This window comes from Muribaculum sp. NM65_B17, assembly GCF_004793735.1.
GTDB lineage: Bacteria > Bacteroidota > Bacteroidia > Bacteroidales > Muribaculaceae > Muribaculum > Muribaculum gordoncarteri.
Genome location: NZ_SRYY01000005.1, coordinates 292,427 through 313,921 on the forward strand (window position 1 = coordinate 292,427; position 21,495 = coordinate 313,921).

Here is a 21,495-nt window from a genome sequence, read left to right on the forward strand (position 1 = left end):
CAATGAAACAAGTAACATTAAAGTCCTTGACCTTTGTAAACTTCAAGGGTGAAAAGGAGCGGACAACGAATTTCAATGCCGATGTTACAACCATTTCCGGCGGCAATGGTCTTGGCAAGTCAAGACATTTTGACGCATTCATTTGGTTGTTGTTTGGCAAAGACACCAAAGACCGCAAGGATTACGAAGTAAAGACACGCATTAACGGGCAAGAGCTTCACAACGTGGAATGCAGTGTGTCAGGTGTAATTGTCGTTGATGGTGAGGAAATCACCCTGAAACGTGCTTTTGTTGAAGATTGGGTAAAACCGCGTGGACAAGTTGAGCGAGTGTTCAAGGGAAATCACACGGAATGTTGGTGGAATGAAACCCCGGTCAAGGTGGGCGAATACACCAAGCGCATTGAAGCAATCATTGATTCATCCGTATTCAAGATGATTACCAACCCGGCTTTCTTTGTGAATATGGATTGGAAGTTGCAGCGCGAACAATTGTTTCAGCTTGCCGGAACAATCACAGATGCCGAAATTGCTTCACAAAAGCCCGAATTTGCCCTTTTGCTTGATAAGATAAGCGGCAAATCATTCGCAGACTTCAAAGCCGAAATCGCGGCTAAAAAGAAGCGTTTGAAAGGTGAACTTGACCAAAACCAACCGCGCATTGACCAAACCCACAAGATGATGCCGGAAAATGAAGATTTCCATGCAATAGAAATGGAAATTGAACGTGCAGACAGGGAGATTGCCGACATTGACAAGGCAATTGCCGATGTTACTGCCGCCATACGCAAGCAGTATGACAAGGAGCAAGCAAAGCAGAAGCAAATAAATACGTTGAAGTCAGAATGCCAACAAATCATTTTCAAGGCAAAGGAACAAGCGCAAAATGCCGCCTTTGAAGCCAATAGCAAACGCCGGGAATTGGAAAGCAGCATCAAGGACAAGAAACGTGAACTTGATTCCGTGAAAAAGGATATAACCAACGGGCAAGTTGAGGTCGCACGCATCCACCGGGATATTGACAAACTCAAAGAAGAACAAGACACCATCCGCAATGAATGGTACAAGGAAAACGGCAAGAAATATGACGGTGGTACAATATGCCCGCATTGCGGACAAGAATTGCCCGAATCCATGCTTTCGCAAGCCCGTGAAGTGTTCAACAGGGCACAAGCTGACAAATGCAATGAAATCACCGAAAAGGGCAAGAATCTTGGCGCAAGAATCGCCGAAAAGGAAGCAAGGGTTGAGAGCATCAAGGAATCAATCGAGGAATCCAAGAAGCAAAGCGAATCTTTGACCAAAGAGATTGAAATCTTGGAAGCATCTTTTGCCGGAATCCCCGTTGTTGATGTTGCCGCCGTTGTGCCTGAAAACATCCCCGAATGGGTTGCCAAGCAAAAGGAAATCGCCGACATTGAAGCCACCGTTTCAACCGACAACACCGGGATTGACACAAAGGATTTGCAGAGCCAAAAGGCAACGTGGAACGCTTCGCGCGATGAACTGAAAGCAAGACTTGCAAAACGTGATGCCATTTCACGTTGTGAAAAGGAAATATCACAGCTTGAAGAAAACGGCAAGAAGTTGGCACAACAAATCGCCGATGTCGAGCGTGAAGAATACACCATTGAGCAATTCACCAAGACCAAGATTGACGAATGCGAAAAACGCATCAATGCCATGTTCAAGTTCGTTTCATTCAAGTTGTATGATTACACCTTTGATGGCAATGCCGTTGAAACGTGCGTTCCGCTTGTTGATGGTGTGCCTTATGGCAGTGCCAACACCGCCGGACAAGTCAATGCCGGGTTGGATATTATCAACACCCTTTGCCGACATTATGGCATTTGTGCCCCGATATTCATTGACGGTCGCGAAAGTGTCAATGAGATAATCCCAACGGAAAGTCAGATTATAAACCTTGTTGTCACCAAAGACAACAAATTAACAATTCAATAAAATTTCGTAACAATGGAAGAAAACAAGAAAAGTGCATTCATTTCCAAGGTGGAAGAGTTTGCAACATCAATGTCAGAAATGACAAGTGAAAACAAGACAAAGCGCGGTTTGGTGATATTAGCCACCGAAACCCCGGAAGATTCCAACACCACCGCCCAAGAAATCGCAATCATGGGCAATCAAGGGCAAATAGTCCGGGCAATTGCGGAACTTGCCACACAGGAGCAAACAAGGGAACTTGTTGTTGAGGGTCTGAAACTTGCTTCAATTAAAACCCTGATGGATAAATTGGGGGGGGATTTGACAACCATAAATCTAACAATTAAATCATAAGACAATGAACGAATTACAGCCAAAAAACAACAATGCGGTGGTTGTTTCACAACCCACCCAAGTAGGGTTCAACTTCTTTGACCCGGTGCAGTTTGACACAATGCAACGTGTGTGCAAGTTGTTTGCTTCATCCGAACTTGTGCCAGAAATGTATAAGGTTTCAGAGAAAAATCCGATTGAAAAAGCAATGGCAAATTGCATGATTGCTATTGAGATTGCACAACGTATCGGCGCAAGTCCTTTGATGGTGATGCAAAACATGGTTCCCATCTATGGCAAACCGTCTTGGTCGTCCAAATTCCTTGTCGCAACCGTGAACACTTGCGGGCGTTTCAATCCCTTACAATACAGATTTATCGAAAAGGGTATGTTGGGGATGGTGGATTACACGGATTATGTTTGGGACAATGCAACACGTTCCAAACGTGCCGTAACCAAGCAATTTGACGGCAAAAAGGTGATGGACATTGAATGTGTCGCATTCACGACCGCCAAGGGTTCGGACAAGATGTTGGAAAGTTCGCCCGTTTCCGTCCGGCTTGCCATTCAAGAGGGTTGGTTCACAAAGAACGGTTCAAAATGGCAGACAATGACACGGCAAATGCTAATGTATCGTGCCGCATCATTTTGGACAAGTGCTTATGCGCCGGAACTTTCAATGGGTATGAAAACCATTGAGGAATACCAAGACATTCAGGATGTCGAGTATCAAGAAATCAAGGACACCCCGGAAGAAGAACGCAAGAACAATGCTAACAAGGAACAAATAAGCATGGACTTGGCAGATGGTAAAGACAAAACAACAAAAACGGTTGTTGATGCCCAAACCGGGGAAATCAAGAGCGAGATTCCAACGGAAGAAGCACCGAAAACGGAAGAACCGCAAAATTCACCCAGTTTCTAAACCCTAAATCCGAAAGGTTATGCAGCTTAAAGTATTGGGTTCATCCTCAAAGGGCAATTGTTACTTGCTTGACAATGGCAAGGAAGCCTTGGCAATAGAATGTGGCATTTCATTCAAAGAAGTGCAAAAGGCGGTCAATTTCGATGTTTCACGCATCAAAGGGGCGATTGTATCACACGAACATGGCGACCACGCCAAACACGTTGAAAACTTCATTCAGGCGCAAATCCCCGTGTATATGTCCACGGGAACATTGCATGAAGTGATAAAGAAGTTCAAAAGCCCCTATTTGTCACCGCTTATGATGGAAGCCGGGTGCATTGTCGAAATCGGCAATTTCAGGGTTCAAGCATTCGACACCATACATGATGCCGCCGAACCTTTCGGATTCCTGATATATCACCCGGAATGTGGAATGGTCTTGTTTGCGACTGATACGCATTATTTGCACTATACGTTTGCAGGATTGAACAATATCTTGATTGAATGTAATTTCAGACAAGACATTTTGGATGCCAATGTTGAATCCGGCAGATTGCCAAGTGCATTGAGGGCGCGAACCATGAAATCCCACATGGAATATGAAACTTGCAAGGGGACATTGCTTGCAAATGACTTGTCGGGGGTGAACAACATTGTGTTGATACACCTTTCCGATGGCAATTCAAATGCAAGTGAGTTCCGGCAAGGAATCATGGAAGCGACAGGTAAGACCATCCACATTGCGGAAAGTGGAATGACATTAAATTTCAACAAATCACCCTTTTAATTCAAAAAGACATGAAAAAGTTTTTAATCACAAACAAGAAAACGCAAGAGATTTGCGGCAAGTTCGATTCAAAGAATGAAGCTGCGGACGAAATGATGGACTTTATCGAGAATCACAATGAAGATTTGGATTCGGAAGATGAAGATTATCTGACCCCGTTTGATTTCTCCCTTGAAGAAGTCGAAATCAAGGAAGTAAACGAGTGTATCACCGACTTTGAAAAAGCCCGGAAGCATCTTAATGGCAAGCCAAATGCCGACTTCACCGTATCAAAGAAGATTCTTTCCGACAATAGTGTGAAACTTGAAGATGTCGCCCGATTGGTGAACGACATAAACCCCAAGCACATGAAAGCCCTTGTCGCCCTGAATGAGTTGTTCACCATTGCACAGGCATGGAACAAGGAAGATAATTTCACCCCGGATTTCTCAAACCGAAATCAAACGAAATGGTTTCCGTGGTTTGTATATTCCAATGCTGCTGCGGGGTTCGTGTTTGCGTATACGGGTCATACGGCTACGTCTGCGTATGCGTCTTTCGGTTCTCGGCTTTGCTTCAAAACATCCGACCGCGCCCGCCAATTCGGGGAACAATTCATTGACTTGTGGAATGATGTTTTGTTGTTCAGACAACCAAGTGTTTCACTATAAAACAAAATGGTCATGGGAAAGTCACTTGGTAAAGAGTACACAAGCAAGATTGAACGTGTTGCCTTTCTGAAAGACAATTGCGATGCTTGCGAAAACAAGGGGTACATGAAGCCATACACCCCGGAAGAACTGCAAGGACACAAAGAAAATCTTGCCAACGTGTCGATTGAGATTGCTGAAATCGAAGCGGAAATGAAGCAAGTGCAAGCCGAATACAAAGGACGCTTGAAACCACTTAAAGAACAACGGGCAAACATGGTTTCCAACATTAAGGCAAAATCGGAGTATGTGAATGAAGTATGTTACAGGTTCACAGACCGGGAAGCCCGCGTAACGGAATACTACAATGACGAGGGCGACATGATAGAGAGCCGCCCGGCAACCGCTGATGAACTGCAACCGACATTGTTTCAACCACGAATTGTTGTCGGTGAACAGGCTAAAACAGGAACAAACAACTAACATTCAAAAGTAAAAGAAAATGCAGAACGAAAAATTCCAAGTAAATCTTGCACCAAACATGGCAAAAGCCGAATTGGTGATTCGTGAGGGTGCAGCCCCCAAAGAACTTGAACCGAAAGCCCCGGTCAAGACCGATTTGTCGGGCGTTATCGGTGCGGTTGTTGAATATCTTGCAAAGAGAATCAACACAGGGCAATTTGAACAGAAGAATTGCCATATCCTTGTAAACCGTGATAAGGTTGAAATAACCTTGATAACCAATGAAGCGGACGAATACACACGCGGAAAGGTTGTTGGCAAATTGGCATACAATCCCAAGTTTGTTGAGTTCGGAATAAATAGTGGCAAGGTGTGGACACCAACGGAACTTGGCTTGTTTATCAAAATGAACCGGGCTTTCTTTGCCGACCGCATGGAAAACATGAAGTTGGTTTCAAGCCTGATGAACTTCACAGCCGATGTGAACAATAAGATTGACCGTGCCGTAAAAGAGAACGGCAACAGGACGGACAATTTCGCCCAAGTGGTCAATTCCAACTTGCCGGAATCATTCACCGTTCAAATGCCTATTTTCAAGGGCTTGCCGTCTGAAAGTATCGAGGTTGAAACATTCGCACAAGTGAATGGGCGTGAAGTGTCATTCGTGTTGCTTTCACCCGGAGCGCAAGCAACCCTTGAAGATTTGCGCGACAAGGTGATTGACGAACAATTGGAGCAAGTCAAGGAGATTGCCCCGGAAATCGCAATCATTGAGGTTTAAGAAGTTGAATCGCCCCCGGCTTGACCATGTGCCGGGTCGGGGGCTTAAAAGTCGCAACAATGAATGAATTGAAACAAAAGATGGATGCCCTTGCGGAGCAATTCAACACCCCGGCTTTCATTGAAAATGACCCGGTACAATTCCCACGGGCATACGAAAAACAACAAGACATTGAAATTGCCGCATTCCTTGCTTCAACAATCGCTTGGGGAAACCGAAAGCAGATATTGACAGGATGCCGCAAGATGTTCCATGATATTATGAAGAACCGCCCATTTGAGTTTGTTATAAGTGGGAGATTCAATGACATTGACCCGGCAATGAATATACACCGCACATTCTTTGGTCGGGACTTGGTGTATATGTGCCGGGGATTGCAATTTGTATATCTGCAATGCAACACTTTGGCAATCGCCTTTTCCGAAAGTGATTCTAATGTGTGGGATGGCTTTTCAAGGTTGCGTGAATTGTTTGCGCAAGCAAATGGCGGTGAGTATTCAAGGCACATATCCAACCCGACACCCAACAGGCACAAGGGTGGTTCAGCTTGCAAGCGTTTGAACCTGATGTTGCGTTGGCTATGTCGGCAAGATGGCATTGTTGATATGGGTATTTGGCACAATTTGAAGCCAAGTGAATTGATGATACCACTTGACACCCATGTTGCCCGGATTGGGCGCGAAATGGGTTTGATTGAGAGGAACGGCAATGACCGCAAGACGGTTGAAGAATTGACCGCCAAATTGCGGGAATTGGATAAAAACGACCCTTGCAAATATGATTTCGCATTGTTCGGGCTTGGTGAATCACAAAAACGTGCAAAGTTATGAAAGAGTATTTTTCACATGATTACAATGCCCGTAATGACCCAAAGTTGCAAGAAGTCTTGTTTGAACATGGGATTGCCGGGCTTGGTGTCTTTTGGTGTCTTATAGAGAATCTGTATGAACAGGGCGGCGAATTGCCTTTGACCGCTTGCAAAAGCATTGCATTTGCATTGCATACGGAAAGCAACATTGTTGAAAGTGTTGTCCGGGACTTCAATTTGTTTCAAAATGATGGCGAAAAGTTTTGGTCAAATTCGGTAAATGCACGGATAAACAAGCGCAACGACATAACAGAGAAGCGGAAACAAGCCGCTTTAAGTAGTTGGCTTTCAAGGCGTGAAAAGCAAATGCAAAGCAAGCCCGATGCAAATGTAATGGATTGCAATGCAATAAAAGAAAATAAAAGAAAAGAAAAGAATAAATCTATATCTAACGATATAGAGAGGGAAAAAGCAAAAACCGTCAAACGGTTTTGCCCCCCTACATTGCAAGAAGTTCAAGCATATATTCAAGAAAAAGGGTATTCGATAGATGCGGAAGCATTCATTGCCTTTTATGAAAGCAAAGGTTGGATGGTCGGTAAGAACAAGATGAAAGATTGGCGCATGGCAATCGTAACGTGGTCAAAACGCGACAATCGCCCGGCAACCTCAAAAAAAAGTCAAACCAATAAAAGTTGCAATGACGAATGGACATAAAAGAAACATTTACCGACAAAAACGGTAGCAAAAAGCAAGTCAAGGTTCAGATGCCAAGCATTGACCAAATCTTAAATGCCATAAACCAACGTGGAATGTTTGCAGGGTTCACCCGTTATCAATACTTGCATTATGATATTGCGGAAGCCTTGAAGATTGTTGAAGCAATCGGAAAAAGTCGAAACCCCAAGTTCGTGATTGATGATGAAAACCGCTTCACTTACGAAAACTTTATCAAATGGTGTCATTGTGACCCCACAATGCAATGTTTGAACCCGGAAACGAAAGGGGTTGTCCCCGGTCGCTTGAAAAGGGGAATATATATTGCCGGGAACACAGGCACGGGCAAATCTTGGTGTCTTGAAATCATGCTTGCATATTGCACGGCTTGGGGATTCCGGGTGCAATTCATTGATGATTCAAGCCCGCGCCCCCTTTGGTGGAGAACATTCCGTGCGGATGCCATTTGCGATAAATTCATTGACACCGGGGAGATTCACACCTTGAAGCAAATTTCCATGTTAGGCATTCAGGATTTGGGATGTGAGCCGCAAGAATCACTTTACATGGGAAACCGTGTTGATGTTGTCCGGCAGCTTATCGAATACCGGGGCGACAAGACCGATGAAATCACCCTTATAACCTCAAATCTGAAAATCAATGGTGAAAAGTTGGTGAACAGATACGGCGACCGGGTGGCAAGTAGGTTGAATGAAATGTGTAATTACTTTGAAATCAAAGGAAAAGACAGAAGAAAATTATAACAAAATGAATAAGGAAGAATTAAAGCAGCAGTTGGACGATGAATTGTGCAAGTTTTGTCCTTGGCAACAAGGTGAAATCGAGCATCCATGCAATGCACTTTGTGAGGGTGTATATTGTGATGATGCACTTGACACAAACAATGAACGGCATTATTCAACAAAATGTGGTCTATAAGACCAACAAAGGAACACCCGTGACGGATTCCGTCAAGGTGGCACAAGTGTTCGGAAAGCAACACAAGAACGTGATGCAATCCATAAGAAACATTTTGGGGACGGCTGAAAATTCAGCCCACCAAAGATGGTTTTGTGAATCAACATACTCTGATGCACAAAACAAACCGCGACCAATGTATTTGATGAACCGGGATGGATTTTCATTGCTTGCAATGGGTCTGACAGGTGCAAAAGCAATGCAATTCAAGGTCGGATTCATTGAACAATTCAATGCAATGGAAAGGATTGTTCAGGAAGTGAAGCAAGCAGCCCCGGCGATACCTCAAACATTCGCGGAAGCCTTGCGCCTTGCAGCTTCACAGGCGGAACAGATAGAAAAGCAACAAAAGCAGATTGAAGCGGAAAGACCCCGTGTCTTGTTTTCACAAGCGGTTGAAACGGCAAAACAATCCGTCTTGATTGGTGAATTGGCTAAAATCATTTGCCAAAATGGTGTTCAGACCGGGGAAAAGCGGCTTTTCGCTTGGATGCGCGAAAATGGCTATTTGTGCCAATATGGTGAACGGTACAACCAACCCACCCAAAAGGCAATGGAAATGGGATTGTTTGAAATGAAGAAAACCACCATTCAGAAAGCCAACGGCGAAACCCTTGTATCAACCACAACAAAGGTAACGGGGAAAGGGCAAATCTATTTCGTGAACAAGTTTCTATATAACAACCAACAAATCAATACAAGAAAATGAAAATTTATATATCCGGCAAGATTACAGGCTTGCCACTTGAAGAAACAAGGCGAAAATTCGCCGATGCACAAGCCTTGCTTGAAGAAATAGGCTTTGAAGTCGTGAACCCGATGGAAAAAGGTTTGTCCCCTGATGCCACTTGGGAACAACACATGGTTAAGGATTTTGAATTGCTTTTGTCTTGTGATGCAATCTACATGATGGACAATTGGATTGGTTCAAAAGGTGCTTCAATCGAGTACGACGCGGCAACACGACTTGAAAAGGACATTTGGTTTGAATCGAAAGTGTGCCGGGAAAACAAAGAAGTGATGCGGATTCAGAATGCAATCCACGAAGTTACCGGGATGCAGTTCCACGAATATATCACAAAGTCCCGGAAACGTGACGGATTCTTTGCCCGGATGTTGTTCGTGTACCATTGTCGCCGTGCAAAAATGAAGCTGACACAGATTGCGAAGTACGTTCACCGCGACCATTCTTCAATGCTTCATTTGCTGAATAAGTATGAAGATGATTTTCGGTACAACCCACAATTCAGAGATATGGCAACAAGGGTGAATAATATATTAAATACAACAAGTGATGAAAGATAAAATAAAGTGCGATGATTCAATTGATTGTGGAACAACCTGCATTCGTGGATGGCATAATTATAAAGATTGCCCGCATTCCGCCAAGTATAAAGTAACATTCAAGGATGGAAGCGTGAAGATGCTTTGCGGTGTTCACAAAAACAAGGCAGTGTATTACGACCAGTGGGGCAAAAAAATTGAAAAAGTAGAAAAAATATGATTCAACATAAATTTGATTACCGTTGGAATTTAGCGGATGCCCACTTTACCAAAGACAAAGGCAAGGTGTTTTCTTGTTTTGCTTGTGGGGGGGCAGTTCGATGGGTTACAAACTTGCCGGGTTTGATGTTATCGGTTGCAACGAGATAGACCACCGCATGATGTACGCATATTGTCAGAATCACAACCCGAAGTTCCCTTTCCTTGAACCCATCCAAGAGTTCAAGCATAAGGAAGATTTGCCCCCGGAATTGTTCAACCTTGACATTTTGGATGGTTCGCCCCCTTGTTCGACTTTCAGCATGGCAGGAAGTCGGGAAGATGCTTGGGGAAAGATGAAGCACTTTCGAGAGGGACAGGCGGAACAAGTGTTGGACACGTTGTTTTTTGACTTCATAGACCTTGCGAAAAGACTTCAACCGAAAGTTGTTGTGGCTGAAAATGTCAAGGGCTTGTTGCTTGGTGAAGCGAAACAATATGTCCGGCGCATATATGAATCCTTTGAGGATGCCGGATATTATTGCCAACATTGGTTGCTTGATGCACAAAATATGGGAGTTCCACAACGCCGTGAACGTGTCTTTTTCGTGTGCTTGCGCAAAGATTTGATTGACAAAGTGCCTTGCCAATATGACTTGTTTAATGCGTTTCCATACTTGGATATGACTTTCAAGGAAGAACCGATAATGTTTGGAGAATGCGCCGATTTCAAGGGTCGTGAAGCAAAATCAAAGGTGATACGCTTGTTGTGGGAGAATCGCCAACATGGAGATTTGAACCAAGGCGCGGCAAATGAACGGTTGTATGGCAAAGGAAGCAACTTCAGTCAAACTTATGTGTATATGGATAGGATATGCCCGACCCTTGCAAGCAAGGAATCATGCTTGATTCACTTTGAGCAACCCCGATTTTTGAGTGCAAGCGAGGTGTGTTGTATTTCAAGTTTCCCACAAGATTACAACTTTGCCGGGCAAAGCCCACAATACATTTGCGGAATGTCAGTGCCGCCCGTGATGATGGCACAAGTTGCATCCCGGATTTATGAACAATGGTTATCAAAAATATAAGAAACAATGAATGCAAGACAATTTTTCGATAAGGTGGTGGAAATGCGCCGATTGCAAAAGGAGTATTTCAAAAGCCGTAGTCATTTGACCCTTGAAAAGTCAAAGGCGGTTGAAAGGGAAATCGACCAAGAAATAAAAAGGGTGCAAGACATTGAAGCAGCTAACAGACCACCCGAACCAAATCTTTTTAATCAATAAGTGTATCACTATAAATCAATGCAACAATGAAACTATTATTTTTTGACCTTGAAACAACCGGGACAAACCCCGGACGAAACGGAATCCACCAAATAAGCGGTTCAATCGTGATTGATGGAAAGCACATTCAGGATTTCGACTTTCACGTTCAACCGAACCCCAAAGCGGTGATTGAAGATGCCGCCTTGCAGGTTGCCGGGGTGACACGTGAACAAGTCCTTGCATACCCACCCATGCAACAAGTTTATCAAGAATTTGTGGCAATGCTTGGCAAGTATGTGGACAAGTACGACAAGAAAGACAAGTTCTTTTTGGTAGGTTATAACAATGCCGCATTTGACAATCAATTTTTGCGTGGATTCTTCTTGCAGAACGGTGACCAATACTTTGGTTCTTGGTTTTGGTCAAATTCCATTGATGTGATGGTTCTTGCATCCGCTTACCTTGCCGACCGCCGCGCCGATATGGAGAATTTCAAGTTGTCCACCGTTGCAAAGTTCTTGGGCGTGTCCGTGTCTGATGATTCTTTGCATAATGCACTTTATGATATTGAATTGACACGGGCGATTTATGATATTGTGAAGCGATGAACAAGGTTGAATTATTCAATGACCATTTCCAAAACTTCAAAGTTTATGGAATCCCCAAAGCACAATTGATTATTGCCGACCCGCCTTATAATTTGGGGGTAAATGCTTATGCAAGCAATCCTTCATGGTATGTGGATGGTGACAACAAAAAGGGGGAATCCGCAAAAGCCGGAAAAGAATTTTTCGACACCGACAAGGATTTTCGCCCGGCGGAATTTATGCACTTTTGTTCCCAAATGCTTGTCAAAGAGCCAAAGGAAGCCGGGAAAGCCCCTTGCATGATTGTGTTTTGTGAGTTTGAACAACAATTCAAATACATTGAGTTAGGCAAAAAATATGGCTTCAACCATTATATAAACCTTGTATTCCGAAAGAACTTTTCAGCGCAAGTTCTTAAAGCGAATATGAAGATAGTTGGTAATTGCGAATATGGTGTGTTGCTATACCGTGACAAGTTACCAAAATTCAACAATGGGGGGGCAATGGTATTCAATTGCATGGATTGGGTGCGAGATACCAAAACACCCAAAGTGCATCCGACCCAAAAGCCCGTTCCATTGCTTGAAAATCTGATACGCATATTTACCGACCCCGGCGATGTGGTTATTGACCCGACCGCCGGAAGTGGTACAACCCTATATGCAGCAAGAAATCTTGACCGCCGGGCATACGGATTTGAGATAAAAAAAGAGTTTTTCAAAGCGGCAAATGAAAAGATACTTTCATTACCCGTTCAACCAAGATTATTTTTATAAACATGAATTACAACGAATTAAAAGAGAAAGCACATTCCAACGCCGTGAAACATGGTTTTTGGAAAGAAAAATGGAGCAATGAACATTGCTTGATGTTGGTTATCACCGAGGTTGCCGAATTGGTGGAAGCTGACCGAAAAGGGGATAAAGCCGGATACGGCGCAAAACTACTTGTGAAGCAAGATTTGGACAAGGGGGAATCTTTTGCCGATGTTTTTGCTTCACACGTAAAGAATACCGTTGAAGATGAAATGGCAGATGTTGCCATTAGGCTTTTTGACCTTGCCGGGGCTTTGGGAATTGATTTTGACATGATGAAGCCTTGTCGATATTACCGGGCTTATCACAAATTCAGCTTCACGGAAAATGCCTTTGGACTTGTCAAAGGACTTTCCCGCGATGTCATAAGCATTGAAAAACGAGTGCAATTTGGTATCGCCTACATTGAGGGATGGGCAAAGACCTTGAAAATTGATTTGCTTTGGCATATCAACACAAAAATGAAGTACAATTAAAATCGCGAAATTTTGCATGGAAAGGAGTATTAACAAGCAAATGCAATGCACTTGCATATCAAAAGCATAAGAAATGAAACGTGTAAAAATAACATCCGACAATTTTGTTTGGCACGTTCTGACAGAAGCGGAAGCCAAACAAGCGTTGGGCAAAGTGGAAGTGTTCGCCTTGTATGACGATGATTCCGAAAGCCTGATTGAGAGTGAAGCAGAAATTGAAACCCATATTCGCCGGGGTGGATATGTCGGCATTGAAGTGGGATTCATTGATGATAACCAAAATTAAATTCAAAAATCATGTTACAATTAGAAGTTATCGGCAATATCGGAAGTGATGCCGAAATTAAAGAGTTCAGCGGCAAAAAGTATGTGTCTTTCAATATCGCACATTCAGAAAGAAGAAAAGATGCCAACGGCACAAGTGTAGAATCAACAACATGGGTGTCCGTCTTATGGTATGGCGATGGCGGCGGTCTTACTCAATACCTCAAAAGAGGGTGTAAAGTGTTCGTCCGGGGTCGCTTGTCGGTGAAAACCTATCAAGACAGGAACGGAAACATACAAGTTGCCGTCAATGTGAACGCAAGTGAAGTGAACTTGTGCGGTCTGAAAGGTGAACAATCCACCGCAAGCAGTTCCCCGGCGCAACAAGCAGCAGACCCCGCACAGCCGAATGACGATTTACCCTTTTAATCCTGATGTCTTATGAAATATCAAAATGTGATTGGTATTGACCCGGACATTGACAAATCCGGGGTTGCCCACCTCAATGTGAAGAATCGGACATTGGAAGTTTCGACATTATCATTCGCCCGGTTAGTGGATTATTTCGACTATGTTGTTGAACGACAAAAAGCAACCGGGCAAAGTGTGATTGTTGTTGTTGAAGCATCTTGGATGGTCAAAAGCAATTGGCACTTGAAGTTCGGTTCACGCAAGGAATATGCCGCCGCAACAGGCTATAAGGTCGGGCAAAACCACCAAACGGGCAAGTTGATTTGTGAAATGGCACGGGCAAAGGGGCTTGAAGTCTTGGAACACGCACCATTACGCAAGTGTTGGAAAGGCAAAGACGGTAAAATTACGGCGGATGAACTGCAACAGATAACCGGGTTGATTGGTCGTACAAATCAAGAATCGAGGGATGCCGTCTTGCTTGCTTGGTGTTATGCCAACTTGCCCATACGGTTGAAGTGTGTATAACTTTGGCTTATCTTTTTTCATATTAGGGTGTGTTATTGTAAAACACACCCTAATTTTGCATTTGCATTACAAATGATTCAAAAAAAGATGAAACCAATTGATTTTCCGCAGTCCACAAAGGTACTGCAAAGACCGTCCACAATGACGGAAAAAGAATGTCAATCGTTGCCCGTGTGGAACGATGGCAAACAATGCGTTTCTTGTTGGAAGTTGTCTTTCAAGGAGCGCATGAAAGTTTTATTCCACGGCAAAGTATGGTTGGGGGTATTGTCCGGCAAGTCGCAACCGCCCGTTTTCCTTTCCGGGGAAAGTGTATTTATGAAAGCCCCCATAAAAGAGCGTTTCAGGGCTTTTGTTTCCGAAGCAAAGGAAAGTATCATTGGAGCCTTTGAAAGTGTCAGAGAAGCCGCCAAACAGCCCGACAAACGCAAACATTTCATTGTCGGCGCACTGATTGCTTTTGTTTTGGGGATTTTGATTGCCCCGTGGGTCGGTTTTATTGCCGGATGCCTTGCCGCAATCCTCAAAGAATGGTGGGATTCAAAAGGGCATGGCACGGTTGAAGTCATGGATGCCCTTTTCACAATTCTTGGTTCGGCATTCGGAACATTGTTTGCCGTGTTCGTGATTTGGTTGTTCCACCTGATAATTCCGTGGTGTCATGGCAAAGATGATTGAAACGAGGATTGAAAACCTTATCCCCGATGATAAGAACTTCAATAAGGGAACGCAATTCGGTGAACACCTTATGGATGAATCCTTGCGCAAGTTCGGTCTTGGTCGTTCAATCCTTATTGACAAGAACAACCGTATCATTGCCGGAAACAAGACAGCAGAAAAAGCCGCCGACATAGGTTTTGACAACGTGATAATTGTTGAAACCGATGGTAATTCACTTGTGGCGGTCAAGCGCAAGGACATTGATTTGGATTCGGCAAAAGGACGGGAACTTGCACTTGCAGACAATGCGACAAGCAAAGAGAATCTTTGTTTTGACACGGATTTAATCATGCAGGAAGCCGAAAAATTCGACTTTGACCCGGAAGATTGGGGCGTGTCCCTTGATTCTGATTCAGAAGAAGAAAACAATGATGAAGATTCCGGAAAAAAGGCTATTGACACACGTTTGATTGTTGAATGTGGGGATGTAACCAAATTATCATTGTTATTCAATGAGTTACAAGAAAGGGGCTTTAAGTGTGAATTAAAAGAGTAAGTTATAAATGTAATAAAATCAACGCTAAAAAGGAGAATACAGAATGGCAAAGTTCAGTAAAAAAACGGTGGACAAGATTGTTGGGCTTGTGAAGTCTGACACATACACCATTGCCGAAATTTGCCGCCAAGTGGGGATAACCCCTAAAACATACCATCAATGGGTGAATGATTACCCGGACTTTGCTGATGCGATAGAACAGGCAAAGGAAGAACGGATGCAATTCTTTGTTCAAGAAGCAAAGAAAAGTCTTTTGAAGAAAATACAAGGCTATGAAGTCACCGAAACAAAGGTTGTGACGATACCGGGCAAGAAAAAGGATGAAAGGGGCAACCCCAAGCCCGAAATCAAAGAACAAACCACCACCAAGAAGCACATTCAGGCAGACACGGCGGCAATCATATTCACTTTGACGAATGGCGACCCTGACCATTGGAGAAACCGACAATCAACGGAAGTGACGGGCAAGGATGGCAAGGATTTGTTTGCCAACAAGACCGATGAAGAATTGGACAATGAGATTGAGGAATTGAAACGCAAGTTGGAGTGATGCAAAAGAGGGCGGACAAAATAAGGCTATACAAGGCGATGAAAGAACGGCTTACACGTGAAAGTCGTTCCGATTTGTTGCGTTTTACCCTTTCCACCATGCCGACATTTCGCCCGGCAGACTTTCACCGCCGATATTACAACGTATTGACCGACTTTGCACATGGCAAGATTCGCAAACTTATGGTCTTTATGCCCCCGCAGCATGGGAAAAGCGAGGGTTCAACACGAAGATTGCCCGCTTTCATCCTTGGAGATAACCCGGACAAGAAAGTTGCCATTGTGTCCTACAATGCACCCAAGGCGCGAAAGTTCAACCGAGAAATCCAAAGAATCATTGATTCCGAGGAATACCACGACATATTCCCCGAAACATCCTTGAATGCAAGCAATGTCACAACGGTTGCCGGGTCTTGGTTACGCAATGCAGATGAATGTGAGATTGTCGGACACCGGGGCGGCTTCAAAACCGTTGGTGTTGGTGGCGCATTGACGGGTGAACCCGTTGATGTGCTGATAATGGATGATATTTACAAGGATGCAAAAACGGCATGGTCGCCGATAGTCCGTGAATCCGTGTCCGATTGGTACGATACGGTTGCCGAAACCCGACTTCACAATGATTCCCAACAACTGATTGTCTTTACCCGGTGGCATGAAGATGATTTGGCGGGAACACTATTGCGGCAACAAGGCACATACGACAAGGACACAAACCCGAATGGATGGGTTGTTGTCATTTACAAGGCTATCAAAGAGGGTGCGCCCACCGACTATGACCCAAGACAAGAGGGTGAACCGCTTTGGGGCGAAAGACATAATCTTGACAAGCTGCAATCCATCCGCAAGCGCAATCCGCAAGTCTTTGAATCCTTGTACCAACAAGACCCACAACCAAGCGAGGGTCTTATGTATGAAAGTGGCTTTTCGGAGTATATCACGCGCCCGGCAACAATGCGTTGCAAGCGCAAAGCATACGTGGACACCGCCGACACGGGCAATGATTACTTGTGTGCAATCATTTATGATGAAACGGAGATTGCCAACTACATTGTTGATGTGCTTTACACGGCAAGGGCGATGGAATACACCGAACCCGAACTTGCAAAGATGCTTACCAAACACAATGTTGCCGAATGTGTGGTTGAATCAAACAATGGCGGTCGTGGCTTTGCCCGGAACGTAGAAAAACAATGTCGCCTTATGGGTAACAACAAAACAACATTCAAGTGGTTTGCACAGACCGACAACAAGGATGTCCGCATTTTCAGCAATTCCGCAACCGTTCAGAACCTCACAATCATGCCGCAAGGTTGGAAACGCTTGTTCCCTGAATTTGCAAATGCCATTACAGGCTATTTGAAAGCTGGAAAGAATGCCCATGATGATGCGCCGGATGCTTTGACGGGTACGGTTGAACGCAGGGCAAAGCGCAACAAAACCGATGTGGCAAGTCTTTTTGGATAAAAATATGTTTCACTATAAAACATTATCAATATGACAATTGAAGAAATCTTGAAATTGGCAAGGGAAAACAAGGGGAATGATGCCATTCCCGAATTGAAGTCACACCGTTATATCCCGCAGCCTGACACGGAAGCCGCGAACAAGGCTTTGAATCCCAAGTTGCATGATATTAACAACCCCTTATTGCGCCCCGACAAGCGCGTGAAAGTAACCGATGACAACCAAGGAGAATCCGCGCAAAAGGTGATTGACACAGGCGGAGAAAGCACGAATTTCCGCACGGTGAAAGTGGCAAGGGTTGCCCTTGCCTTGCAAAAGCTGATTATTTCCCGTGCCGTGTCATTCTGTTTTGGCAACGCCCCGGAGTATAACAGCACCCCGGAGAATGAGAAGCAAGAAATGATTGTTAAGGCATTGAACCGCATTCTTTATGATGTCAAAAGTAAGTCTTTGAACCGCAAAATAGGGCGGTCAATTTTCGGTTATAAGGAATGTGCGGAGTATTGGTACACCGTGAAAAAGGGAAAGAAGCATTCCAAATATGGATTCCCAACCGACCACAAATTGCGTTGCACGTTGTTTTCCCCGGCTTATGGTGATACACTTTACCCGTTCTTTGATGAAACCGGGGATATGGTAGCCTTTTCACGTGCATTCAGCCGAAAGGATAGCAAGGATAATGCCATTGATTACTTTGAAACATTCACCGACACCGAACATTGGTTGTGGATGAATGGCGACAATGGGTTTGAAGTTGTCCCCGGTTATCCGAAGCCCGTTGCGATTGGCAAAATCCCGGTTATTTACGGATACCAGCCCAAGTTTGAAACGGAAGATGTGGATGCACTGATTGACCGATTGGAAACCTTGCTTTCTAACTTTGCCGACACCAACGATTATCATGCAAGCCCGAAAATCTTTGTTACTGGGCAAATCAATGGTTGGGCAAAGAAAGGTGATTCCGGCGCGGTTATTGAGGGCGAAGATGGCGCAACAATGCAATATGTGTCTTGGCAACAAGCCCCGGAAGCCGTCAAGTTGGAGATTGAAACCCTTTTGAAATTGATATACACAATCACGCAGACCCCGGACATTTCGTTTGATGCGGTCAAGGGGCTTGGAGCTATTTCCGGCGTTGCCTTGAAGTTGTTGTTCATGGATGCGCATTTGAAAGTGCAGGACAAATGCGAAATCTTCGACGAATACTTGCAAAGGCGCGTGAATGTGATTCTTGCATATATCGGTCAGATGAACACCACACTTGAAGAAGAATGCGACCAAGTGGAGATTGAACCCGAAATTGTGCCGTATATGATTACAAGTGATATTGATGATTTGAACTATTGGCTTACAGCCAACGGCAACAAACCCGTGATTTCGCAAGAAGAATCGGTTGAACGTGTCGGATTGTCAAAAGACCCGACCAAGACCATTGAGAAAATCAAGGAAGAACAATCCGCCGAAAATTCCTTTGTGATTGGTGAACCTCAAATTGATGTAGATGCGTAAGGGTATGGCAAAAAAGAAAGCATTTGAGAAAGCGCAATATCATTGTCAAGATTGCGCCCATTCTTATGATTGGCACGAAATAGGGGCAAACGGCAAACCATTCATGTGCCGTTGCCCTTATTACACCGATGGCAAGTATTGTCGTTTCTTGTCAGACCCACAATGTGAACATTTCAAAAAGCGGCAATAATGGCAAAGCGACAAAAGACAACCCGGTTTTCAATACAGGCATACGACAATGCACATTACAGGACAACGGAACAATATGCACGTGCCGTTGATGCGTTGTTTGATGTGGCGACAAGGGAAATATCCCAAGCCGCGACAAGGGGCAAAATTGACCCCGAAAAGCCCTTTTCTTTTGATGATTACCCAAAAATAAAAGGGGTGATGCAAGATGTTACGACACAACTTGCCGACCGCCTTACAACCACAATCGAAACCGGGTCAAAGAAACAATGGTTGTTTGCTTGCAAGAAGAATGATGGCTTCATTGCATCCATCATGGACACAAGTAGATTGAGCAAAGCCCGGTTGAACAAGATGCAAGACCGCAACTTGGATGCTTTGCAAGCCTTTCAGGGGCGCAAGGTCGAGGGGATGAACCTTTCGGAACGTGTTTGGAAGTATGTTGGGCAATATCGTGAACAGATGGAAACCGCCCTTGATGCGGGATTGGGCGAGGGTCGCAGCGCACAACAATTGGCAAGGGATGTCAAGCAGAACTTGAAAGACCCGAACCGATTGTTCCGCCGTGTCCGTGATAAGCGCGGCAACCTTGTGTTGTCAAAGGCTGCAAGGGCATTCCATCCCGGACGGGGTGTTTATCGGTCAAGCGTAAAAAATGCCCAAAGGCTTACCCGTTCAGAAATCAACATGGCTTATCGTGAAAGTGATTGGCAAAGGTGGCAATCACTTGATTTTGTTGTGGGCTATGAGGTGGTAAGAAGCAACCATGAACCATTGTGTGATTGTGATATTTGCGCCCGTCTTGTCGGCAGATACCCCAAGACATTCAAGTTTATTGGTTGGCATCCTCAATGTATGTGTTATGCAATCCCTATCTTGATGGACGAAGAAACCTTTGATGATAACGAGTTAGGCGACCTCAAAGCGGCATTGCGTGGCACAACCTACAAGCACAAGCAAGCGGCAAACACCGTTACCGATGTGCCGGATTCATTCAAAGAGTGGGTCAAAGACCATATCGAAGCACAAAAGAAATGGGCTTCAACCCCCTATTTTATCCGGGACAACTTCAAGAACGGGGATTTGTCCAAGGGGTTGAAGATTGCATTGCCGACCATTCAACAAGTCGATGTATTGGCGGCATATCGAAGCCAAATTGAAGAAGCAAGGGCAAATGCAACCAAGTGGGGTTTGTCGGTTCAACTCAATATGCTTGAATTGCGTGTTACCAACAAGGATATTGCCGGGCTTCAATCAACCCTTGCAACAATCAAAAGCAAAACCGCCCAAATGGAAAAGATGGATGCGGATATTCGTGCAAAATGTCGTGATTGGGGCTTGAACACATACATTCTTGATTCTGCAATGAACACCCATGATTCCAAGCAGATATTAAAAGCAATAGCGGATTTGGAAGATAGGTGTGTTGCAGCCGAAAAGGAATACAAGGATTACATAAAGCAAGCCGGGCAAGCAATCAAGGATGCGAACAAAGCCAAGATTGATGCAATTGATGTGACAAATGACCTTGCCGCCGTTTTGGGTGACAAGCGCGAATGGCTTTTGGCAAAGTCAAACATCAAAAAGCGATTGAATGATTTGTTGGCAAAGATTGATGCGAAAAAACCACAATCAAGCGTTTCAAGGCTTATGCCGGATGAATTAAAGACAAAATCCGCTTATTTGAACGGAGAAGATTATACCTTTGCAAAAGATTTCTTTGATTTGATAGACCCGAACAAACCAATTCGTCTTGAAATCTTGGATTCTGATACAGGTTCTTATTCTTCATTCATTGGCGATTTGGTACACATTGCAGGAAAGAAACGTGGCAAATTAAGTCCTTGGGAATGCAAGGCGGTTATTTATCACGAATATGGGCATTGTATTGATGCACAACGTGATTTGTGGAAAGACCCCAAATTGATTGCAATGCGTGATGCGCAAATTAAGAAGTTGAAAAAGAAAGGTGAATATACACTTTATGAACGCAAATGGAATCACGAAAGCGGCGGTTGGTATTATGAAAGAACAAAACAGACAATCACAATGGTTGAATACATTGATAAACGACTTATTGCATTGTCTGAAAAAATATCATGGATGAATGATGATGTTTTCGCAAAGCGTGGAATCACAAAACATGATGTCCTTGAACAGATAGGAAGTACCCGTGACACAATAAAATCACTTGTCGTTAAATATGGATTTGGACATTCAACCGCATATTTCAGAAAAATAAGAATGAAAGAAACGGAATATCTTGCCCATGCCTTTGAAAATGCTTTCTTGGGCAACCGTGTGTTCCAAAAGTATTTGCCGGACATTTACGCGGAAATGGTGGCTTATATAAGGGCTTTGAAACCGATAACAAACAAATAAAAAGATAAGA

At 44.1% G+C, this 21,495-nt stretch carries 28 protein-coding genes; all 28 read left to right on the forward strand.

Annotated features, from left to right (window positions below; genetic code table 11):
* Nucleotides 1–2: 2 nt before the first annotated feature.
* The 28 genes from E5354_RS09585 to E5354_RS09720 all read left to right on the forward strand — a co-directional run bounded on the left by E5354_RS09585 (nt 3) and on the right by E5354_RS09720 (nt 21,485).
* Entirely contained in the window at nt 3–1,961 is a 1,959-nt protein-coding gene (locus tag E5354_RS09585) for an AAA family ATPase (RefSeq protein WP_104405372.1), read from the forward strand.
* Between the two features lie 12 nt (nt 1,962–1,973).
* Nucleotides 1,974–2,294, forward strand: coding sequence for a hypothetical protein (locus tag E5354_RS09590; RefSeq protein ID WP_135947307.1), 321 nt, complete (start codon nt 1,974–1,976; stop codon nt 2,292–2,294).
* A gap of 4 nt (nt 2,295–2,298) precedes the next feature.
* Nucleotides 2,299–3,198, forward strand: a complete 900-nt coding sequence (locus E5354_RS09595; RefSeq protein WP_135947308.1) for a hypothetical protein — start codon at nt 2,299–2,301, stop codon at nt 3,196–3,198.
* Between the two features lie 19 nt (nt 3,199–3,217).
* Nucleotides 3,218–3,967, forward strand: coding sequence for an MBL fold metallo-hydrolase (locus tag E5354_RS09600; RefSeq protein WP_135947309.1), 750 nt, complete (start codon nt 3,218–3,220; stop codon nt 3,965–3,967).
* 11 nt (nt 3,968–3,978) lie between these two features.
* Nucleotides 3,979–4,617 (forward strand): hypothetical protein, encoded by a 639-nt coding sequence (locus E5354_RS09605; protein WP_135947310.1) that lies wholly within the window; start codon nt 3,979–3,981, stop codon nt 4,615–4,617.
* A 12-nt stretch (nt 4,618–4,629) separates the two neighbouring features.
* On the forward strand, nt 4,630–5,079 hold the full coding sequence (locus tag E5354_RS09610) for a DUF244 domain-containing protein (protein WP_135947311.1): 450 nt from the start codon (nt 4,630–4,632) through the stop codon (nt 5,077–5,079).
* A gap of 58 nt (nt 5,080–5,137) precedes the next feature.
* Nucleotides 5,138–5,839 carry a hypothetical protein gene (locus E5354_RS09615; RefSeq protein ID WP_317130411.1) on the forward strand — a complete coding sequence of 234 codons (702 nt, stop codon included), beginning with the start codon at nt 5,138–5,140 and terminating at the stop codon, nt 5,837–5,839.
* A 59-nt stretch (nt 5,840–5,898) separates the two neighbouring features.
* Entirely contained in the window at nt 5,899–6,669 is a 771-nt protein-coding gene (locus tag E5354_RS09620) for a TIGR02757 family protein (protein WP_135947313.1), read from the forward strand.
* The gene (locus E5354_RS09625) at nt 6,666–7,364 is read left to right on the forward strand and encodes a Lin1244/Lin1753 domain-containing protein (RefSeq protein ID WP_135947314.1); all 699 of its coding nucleotides are present in this window, start codon (nt 6,666–6,668) and stop codon (nt 7,362–7,364) included. Before E5354_RS09620 ends, E5354_RS09625 begins: the two co-directional genes overlap by 4 nt.
* Nucleotides 7,355–8,128 carry a hypothetical protein gene (locus tag E5354_RS09630; RefSeq protein ID WP_135947315.1) on the forward strand — a complete coding sequence of 258 codons (774 nt, stop codon included), beginning with the start codon at nt 7,355–7,357 and terminating at the stop codon, nt 8,126–8,128. Before E5354_RS09625 ends, E5354_RS09630 begins: the two co-directional genes overlap by 10 nt.
* A 4-nt stretch (nt 8,129–8,132) precedes the next feature.
* Nucleotides 8,133–8,303 carry a hypothetical protein gene (locus E5354_RS14205; RefSeq protein WP_168353874.1) on the forward strand — a complete coding sequence of 57 codons (171 nt, stop codon included), beginning with the start codon at nt 8,133–8,135 and terminating at the stop codon, nt 8,301–8,303.
* On the forward strand, nt 8,269–9,051 hold the full coding sequence (locus E5354_RS09635; RefSeq protein ID WP_135947316.1) for a Rha family transcriptional regulator: 783 nt from the start codon (nt 8,269–8,271) through the stop codon (nt 9,049–9,051). The genes E5354_RS14205 and E5354_RS09635 overlap by 35 nt, the downstream gene beginning before the upstream one ends.
* On the forward strand, nt 9,048–9,647 hold the full coding sequence (locus E5354_RS14210; RefSeq protein ID WP_136419388.1) for a DUF4406 domain-containing protein: 600 nt from the start codon (nt 9,048–9,050) through the stop codon (nt 9,645–9,647). The genes E5354_RS09635 and E5354_RS14210 overlap by 4 nt, the downstream gene beginning before the upstream one ends.
* Nucleotides 9,637–9,846 carry a hypothetical protein gene (locus E5354_RS09645; RefSeq protein ID WP_135947317.1) on the forward strand — a complete coding sequence of 70 codons (210 nt, stop codon included), beginning with the start codon at nt 9,637–9,639 and terminating at the stop codon, nt 9,844–9,846. The genes E5354_RS14210 and E5354_RS09645 overlap by 11 nt, the downstream gene beginning before the upstream one ends.
* 22 nt (nt 9,847–9,868) lie before the next feature.
* On the forward strand, nt 9,869–10,912 hold the full coding sequence (locus tag E5354_RS09650; protein WP_246863786.1) for a DNA cytosine methyltransferase: 1,044 nt from the start codon (nt 9,869–9,871) through the stop codon (nt 10,910–10,912).
* 6 nt (nt 10,913–10,918) lie between these two features.
* Nucleotides 10,919–11,110, forward strand: coding sequence for a hypothetical protein (locus E5354_RS09655; RefSeq protein WP_135947318.1), 192 nt, complete (start codon nt 10,919–10,921; stop codon nt 11,108–11,110).
* Between the two features lie 26 nt (nt 11,111–11,136).
* Nucleotides 11,137–11,700, forward strand: coding sequence for a 3'-5' exonuclease (locus E5354_RS09660; RefSeq protein ID WP_135947319.1), 564 nt, complete (start codon nt 11,137–11,139; stop codon nt 11,698–11,700).
* Nucleotides 11,697–12,455, forward strand: a complete 759-nt coding sequence (locus tag E5354_RS09665; RefSeq protein WP_135947320.1) for a DNA-methyltransferase — start codon at nt 11,697–11,699, stop codon at nt 12,453–12,455. The genes E5354_RS09660 and E5354_RS09665 overlap by 4 nt, the downstream gene beginning before the upstream one ends.
* 2 nt (nt 12,456–12,457) lie before the next feature.
* A complete protein-coding gene (locus tag E5354_RS09670; protein ID WP_135947321.1) occupies nt 12,458–12,970 on the forward strand; it encodes a hypothetical protein in 513 nt (170 codons plus the stop codon).
* 73 nt (nt 12,971–13,043) lie between these two features.
* Nucleotides 13,044–13,256 carry a hypothetical protein gene (locus tag E5354_RS09675; RefSeq protein WP_135947322.1) on the forward strand — a complete coding sequence of 71 codons (213 nt, stop codon included), beginning with the start codon at nt 13,044–13,046 and terminating at the stop codon, nt 13,254–13,256.
* A gap of 11 nt (nt 13,257–13,267) precedes the next feature.
* A complete protein-coding gene (locus E5354_RS09680) occupies nt 13,268–13,663 on the forward strand; it encodes a single-stranded DNA-binding protein (RefSeq protein WP_135947323.1) in 396 nt (131 codons plus the stop codon).
* 12 nt (nt 13,664–13,675) lie between these two features.
* Entirely contained in the window at nt 13,676–14,173 is a 498-nt protein-coding gene (locus E5354_RS09685) for a hypothetical protein (RefSeq protein WP_135947324.1), read from the forward strand.
* An 87-nt stretch (nt 14,174–14,260) separates the two neighbouring features.
* Entirely contained in the window at nt 14,261–14,851 is a 591-nt protein-coding gene (locus E5354_RS09690; protein WP_135947325.1) for a hypothetical protein, read from the forward strand.
* Complete coding sequence (locus tag E5354_RS09695; protein WP_135947326.1) at nt 14,835–15,389, forward strand: hypothetical protein; 555 nt, start codon at nt 14,835–14,837, stop codon at nt 15,387–15,389. The genes E5354_RS09690 and E5354_RS09695 overlap by 17 nt, the downstream gene beginning before the upstream one ends.
* Nucleotides 15,390–15,432: 43 nt before the next feature.
* Complete coding sequence (locus tag E5354_RS09700) at nt 15,433–15,939, forward strand: transposase (protein WP_135947327.1); 507 nt, start codon at nt 15,433–15,435, stop codon at nt 15,937–15,939.
* A gap of 38 nt (nt 15,940–15,977) precedes the next feature.
* A complete protein-coding gene (gene terL, locus E5354_RS09705) occupies nt 15,978–17,405 on the forward strand; it encodes a phage terminase large subunit (protein ID WP_246863787.1) in 1,428 nt (475 codons plus the stop codon).
* A gap of 30 nt (nt 17,406–17,435) precedes the next feature.
* The gene (locus tag E5354_RS09710) at nt 17,436–18,914 is read left to right on the forward strand and encodes a phage portal protein (RefSeq protein WP_135947328.1); all 1,479 of its coding nucleotides are present in this window, start codon (nt 17,436–17,438) and stop codon (nt 18,912–18,914) included.
* Nucleotides 18,915–19,103: 189 nt separating this feature from the next.
* On the forward strand, nt 19,104–21,485 hold the full coding sequence (locus tag E5354_RS09720; protein WP_135947330.1) for a hypothetical protein: 2,382 nt from the start codon (nt 19,104–19,106) through the stop codon (nt 21,483–21,485).
* The last annotated feature ends 10 nt before the right edge of the window (nt 21,486–21,495 follow it).